Genomic DNA, 5,448 nt, shown 5'->3' with positions numbered 1-5,448 from the left:
TTTGAAGACGGAGTGCAGGTTGTTGAACAATCGGACTGGAAGGCCGCTTGATGATATTTTGCTCATACACCAGAATTGACAATAACTCTTCTCTAACTCCTTGATTGCTCCAAGAGTGAGATGATCTAAAACATTAATTCCGTACCCTATTATATTAATTTGTTTCATTAAATTTTATTCTTTCAAATTTGGCGAATTTATACTTTTTTAATCTACTAAAAGCAAGAAGCCTTCCTTTGAAATGAATATCCACACAATATGGCATTAATGAACTTCATAGAGCACGATTTTATTAGTCACATAACTTTTTAAAGAAAATCAAACCAAAGTTAAGAATCCACCACATTTTCTAACTGGTTAAGCGATCGCTTTTTCTTGAGAGAGCCATTTTTGCTTCTCTTCTACTGGAACAATGGTGCAATACCCTTGTTCAGCGGAGTAAATTATCACAGCATACCCCTGCTCAAGTCTTGTAAGAAGCTTCCTCTTCACCGTAATCGTTTGCCTCGCGAGTAAGTAGGGTCATGATTAAATTCTCTACGGCAAGTTCAGATAGCAGGTGGCAATCAATTTCAATCATGATTTCGCAATCACACGCGTTACCACACCCCAAATCACCACGTGCTGCTCAGGGGTAATCGGGATTGGTCGATAAGAACTATTTTCCGGCAGCAATTGCATGCCCTTGCGGTCAATACATAACCGTTTTACTGTCAGCTCGCCATCAACAGCAGCAACCACTATTCGGCCATGGGCAGGCTCAATGCCTTTATCAACAACCAGGATATCTCCTGACTGAATACCCGCATTTATCATCGAGTCACCGGAGGCAATGACAAGAAAGGTCGACAATGGGTGTTCAATAAGGTCACGGTCTAAATGTAGGGTCTGGTCGATAGTCTCATCAGCAGCCATGGGGTAACCTGCTGAAACTTTGCTTGCATACAAAGGCAGTGCATAAGTTTGAGCCCCCTGCCTAAGGAGGGCCTGGCCATGGATGATTTCGGGGTATTGGGAACGGCTAAGCATCGACAACTTATTTTCCAGCAATGACGTTGTTTTATTTTAAACGAAAAGCAGCCAGGCTGACAGCAGTTAAAAATCTGCTTGCCTTTGCATTGAATTGAGGTAGAAGTGCCGCAAGAGCAGGAGTCATCAAGCCATTAACAACCTGGATTGATTCCCGAGTAAGGGAGAGTCTATACATTACGGAAGAAAATGACCATTGAGACAGCCTGATTATTGCTTCACTTTATATGCACGCAAATTCATGACCTTAAACTGCTTTGGGAGAAAGGAAGAAATCCTATTAGGTAGGTAACAGGATCCCATTACTGTTACCTACATAAGATGGCGCCCATTAAAGAGTTTGGTCTATTTGCCAGGTTAAACCACTTATTACGAAGCAGCCAGGAACAGGGACTTTGAGGACAAAATAATCTCTACGAATTAACTAGCTGATCCCATTTTTTTCTTTCAAGCATGGCACTTGCTTGAGAAAAAAATGGTTTATTAGCCCATAGATCCCAATCACCGATAATGTAAATACGATCCGTTGCACGAGTTAGGGCTACGTTGAGCAAATTAGGTTTACTACTCGCCCAGCGTATGGCGCCTGTTTGTTCTTTATCAGCACCCAGAACAAAAATTACTTTCTCGCTCTCTTTACCCTGAAAAGTATGCACTGTCCCAATGTGTCGATGCAACCATCGTCGCATGTCACTATTAGTAGGTATTGGAATATTTCGATCAATTTTATCTATCCAATGGTCTTGATTTTGAATTAAAGCTCTAAGGTGTTTTCGTATTCGTTTAAAAGGGGTAATGATAAATAATTGAGGTAATCCCCTATCATGGTTGTAAAACCAAATAAATAAATGCAGAAGACATTCAGCTTGCGCAGGGACAAATTGCTTATCACTGGCAATACCGCAGACATCGAACCAGAAACTCGCTGGCAATTGGACATTAGTCGAGGCGATAACTTTTCGTGCATTAATCATTTTACTTTCATAAGCAATTTGATTCGCTATAGAAAACATGGGGTCAAGACAGCGTCTGTGGACTAATAAAGGAATTCCTATCCATTCCTCTTGTTGATTGATTTGCATCCTACTGCCTAATGGACTTGCTAGATCAGCTAGTTTTTGAATAGATGTGCTATGGGGTAGCCAGCAAGGATTAACTTCAGGAAAATGATGCTTCGCGACTCCTTCAATTAAATGGGGCGGTACGGTCATTATAGGTTCAATTTGACGCGGATCACCTACCACTACTGCTTTTTTACAACGCCAAAGCGCGCCAACAGCGGCCTGAGGAATAGCTTGGCCTGCCTCATCTATAAGTAACCACCCCAAAGATTCCGCACCCAGATTTTTAAACTGACGACCGATAGAAGCAAAGGTAGAAGAAGCCACTGGAATCATCATAAATAAAGACTGCCATATGACCAATTCATCAGATGATATTAATGGATGCTTTCCTTCCAATAATGCTTTAATGGCAAATAAATTACCAGTGAAATATTTCTTTTGCAGTGCTTCAGCCAACCATGCCTGGTGAAGTTGCAATGCCTGAATAAATAAAATACTACGTAGCTCATTGAACTCAGATGATTGCCAATAACTTATAATGTGATCATTTTCAGTAATGCTACTTCCAGGAATATTTACTCCTGGACAATTCAATTTTAATTGTTCATAACGCTTCTTTGTTTCTCGTTGTTGCATTTTATAATGATTTAGCAACTCTTGAGCAACATTATAGGCATTTTGTTTATCAACTTGAGTTTTTCTTATTTGTTGAATTTGCTCTTGTAGCTGCACTAATGCTTCCGATAAGTGCAAACGTCTGGTTTGTAAATTTTGTAAGACTTGCTTAAACAATTTCATTTCTTTTGATCGTAATAGCCTTTTCCAAAATGAAGGCTTCAAGCTGAGCTGCTGCGTCACCTCACGAAACAAAGAGCATTGATGATGCTCCACTTCCTCTAGTGATTGCTCTGCTTTTAATTTATCACCAACTAATTGAGCTAATTCACGTTTTAAGTCCGTGACTAACTCATTCTGTTTAGTTGTTTTCAGCCCCCATTCATCATTAACAATCAATTCATGAAGAAGAGCCAGTTCCTGGAGTTTTTGCTGGTAGTTAGTTACACTTTTCAAAGCGTGTGTAAAAGCCGTTCTTGCTTGAACAAAACTACAGCCTTTATAATGAGTCCGCCACTCCCAGATATTTAAATAATCACCAGCCTGGATGCGCTGAGCTGAGTCAGTTCCAGTATCGGGACTAAAAAAGAATTTTTGAATAAACTCTTCCCGATTAGCAGAATTCCCTAATGCAACCGCGATCAAACCCCATGGTTGTAAGGAGGGCTGCACGTGTCCAACTTTCTGTTTGTAATGATTGGCTGAAAGCTTAGCAGCTACTTGTCTTAGGTAGTAGCATGATTCCGTAAATTCTTCCCCGAGGCTGCTTTTCAAAGGTAGTTCACGGGTGATATTCTCAACCGCGGTATTATTTGAAGATACCACCAACATTTCAAAACCCGTCAACTCAGGTTTCAAAATATTAATAACGATGTCATCATCACCTATTACTATTCCTTTTCGATCAGAAAAACAGGCTTTAACTGAAGGAAAATCAGCCAATACAGAAGCCCTTTGTACTATATTTTCCGCAATGATGTCTTTTAATAAGGTGGTCTTACCAGTTCCTGGAGGACCATTAGTAGCAACAATAGCCTGGGTCGTGCATGCATGAAAACTTTGATTAATGCAAAGTTGCTGCATGATGCTCATCATATTGGTTTTAGGGGCAGGCCAGCGTCCTCTATTGCTTTGGCTTGGTTTTAACTGATCTAATAAAAAAGATTGATGTTGATCGCTTTGAATATCTATTTTTTCTTCACAACCATTAATATACAATCCCAGGATCTGATGATCGGTGTTGGCTAAACTATTTAATACTCTTTCCATATCTTGGATAAAAAAACTATTAAGGATCTGTAAGGGTTCATCCTTTTCAATAATAATTTCATCTGCTGCAATCTCTTGAGGACTAGGAATACTCGGCATACTGGCTGATATTGCTTTGGTTATCGGTTTTATATGGCTGTCTTGCCTTGCTGGAATGGGCTCAATTTTTACTACAAAAGGAAAATTTGGTGAGTATCGAGCCCATTGGCATAAAATTTTGAGTAAATTAGTAAGCATTACGGCATCGAACCGTCCTTCAGAAACCTCCGTTTGGGATTTTTCAAATTGTGCTTCTAGTATTTTGAATGCAGTTTTTAACAAATTCATATCTTGGTCGAAAGTGGACTGAGATAATTGGTCAAAATCTCCTGATTGTAACATTCCCATGGCCCAAGGAAGGGTTGATACCGAAAAACCACTCCATTTTGGGAGACCTTTTTTATCAATAAATAATCGAGCGAAGCAAGTTAAGCCTTCATCATTCAGATTTTCCTCCACTTCAATTATGTTTTGCTTTTGGTATTCGAGTGGAAAATGACGGATGCTCAACGCAGATAATTCTTTTTTATCAAAAGGCATTAGATACAATTGATAGTGAAATAGTCCGGTGCCATTTAACCAAGGGAGTAGGTGATTTGCTTTATCGCTTTGTAAGGTTGCTAAGCTAATATCAATGGATTGCTCACCGCGAGATAGGGCGTCATCTAAATTAAAAGGAGAAAACCATTCGAGCTGATGCCAGTATCGTAATACCTGTAAACACGTTTCCCTTGATGTCGTCAGGTTATCACTTCTATCCACAATAGACATTTGAATGGTTGGCATAATAAAAAAAGCGAGTCTAACATAGATAACAATTGGAATATAATAAAAATAGGAGCGTTTTACTCAATCTATATTTTATCGTGGGCTGTTCTTTATAATCTCTTATTCGATCATCGTTTGTGCCGTTTTAAACCAAGAAGCGATGCCATTATCCTGGCTTATTGCAGTCTATTTTTTAGTTCTGCATCTATTTCACGTGGAAATCCAAACGGATTCTTTTTTATAGCGGGTTTACGCGGCAAGGATTTCTTCAGAGATAACTCCGATGACCAGGATTTAAGAAGTATTAACCCTTTTTAAAGAGGTTTAATGGATTCGCTGGCGCAAGACAGGCCATCAATCGGTCTGCCATTCCTTCAAAGGATTGTTTGGCTTGTTGATTTGGGGTGGTTGGATGAACACCACTGACTGCATTGGTCTTCTCCAGAAGAGATTGCAATGGGTTTAAGAGAGTTTCCTGTAAATCAGGTTTTCCTCGACCACCCAGTAATGCTGTAATTGCCTTATAATCGCTCATACTCAAAGACCTTTATTTTCTCATATCAGATTAGCAGAGCGAGTTATTGTCAATTCTGGTGTATGAGCAAAATATCATCAAGCGGCCTTCCAGTCCGATTGTTCAACAACCTGCACTCCGTCTTCAAAC

3 protein-coding genes are annotated in these 5,448 nt (G+C 39.6%); all 3 read right to left on the bottom strand.

The genetic code is table 11. The features are described 5' to 3' along the window. Window positions 1-576: 576 nt before the first annotated feature. Window positions 577-1,029: a LexA family protein gene (locus Lfee_RS01340; protein ID WP_058443489.1), complete on the bottom strand. Its 453-nt coding sequence runs from the start codon at window positions 1,027-1,029 to the stop codon at window positions 577-579. A 413-nt stretch (window positions 1,030-1,442) separates the two neighbouring features. Beyond that, on the bottom strand, window positions 1,443-4,802 hold the full coding sequence (locus tag Lfee_RS01335; protein WP_058443488.1) for a DEAD/DEAH box helicase: 3,360 nt from the start codon (window positions 4,800-4,802) through the stop codon (window positions 1,443-1,445). A gap of 286 nt (window positions 4,803-5,088) precedes the next feature. Next, window positions 5,089-5,319, bottom strand: coding sequence for a hypothetical protein (locus Lfee_RS01330; protein ID WP_058443487.1), 231 nt, complete (start codon window positions 5,317-5,319; stop codon window positions 5,089-5,091). Window positions 5,320-5,448: the final 129 nt, after the last annotated feature.

It is taken from the genome of Legionella feeleii (assembly GCF_001467625.1).
GTDB lineage: Bacteria > Pseudomonadota > Gammaproteobacteria > Legionellales > Legionellaceae > Tatlockia > Tatlockia feeleii.
Note: the sequence above shows the minus strand (reverse complement) of the source record. Positions and strands in the feature narration are given on the sequence as shown.

Bases quoted from the DNA above. Each gene is read 5' to 3' on its own strand.
- Lfee_RS01340 (WP_058443489.1), bottom strand. From the start codon at position 1,029: ATGCTTAGCCGTTCCCAATACCCCGAAATCATCCATGGCCAGGCCCTC.
- Lfee_RS01335 (WP_058443488.1), bottom strand. From the start codon at position 4,802: ATGCCAACCATTCAAATGTCTATTGTGGATAGAAGTGATAACCTGACG.
- Lfee_RS01330 (WP_058443487.1), bottom strand. From the start codon at position 5,319: ATGAGCGATTATAAGGCAATTACAGCATTACTGGGTGGTCGAGGAAAA.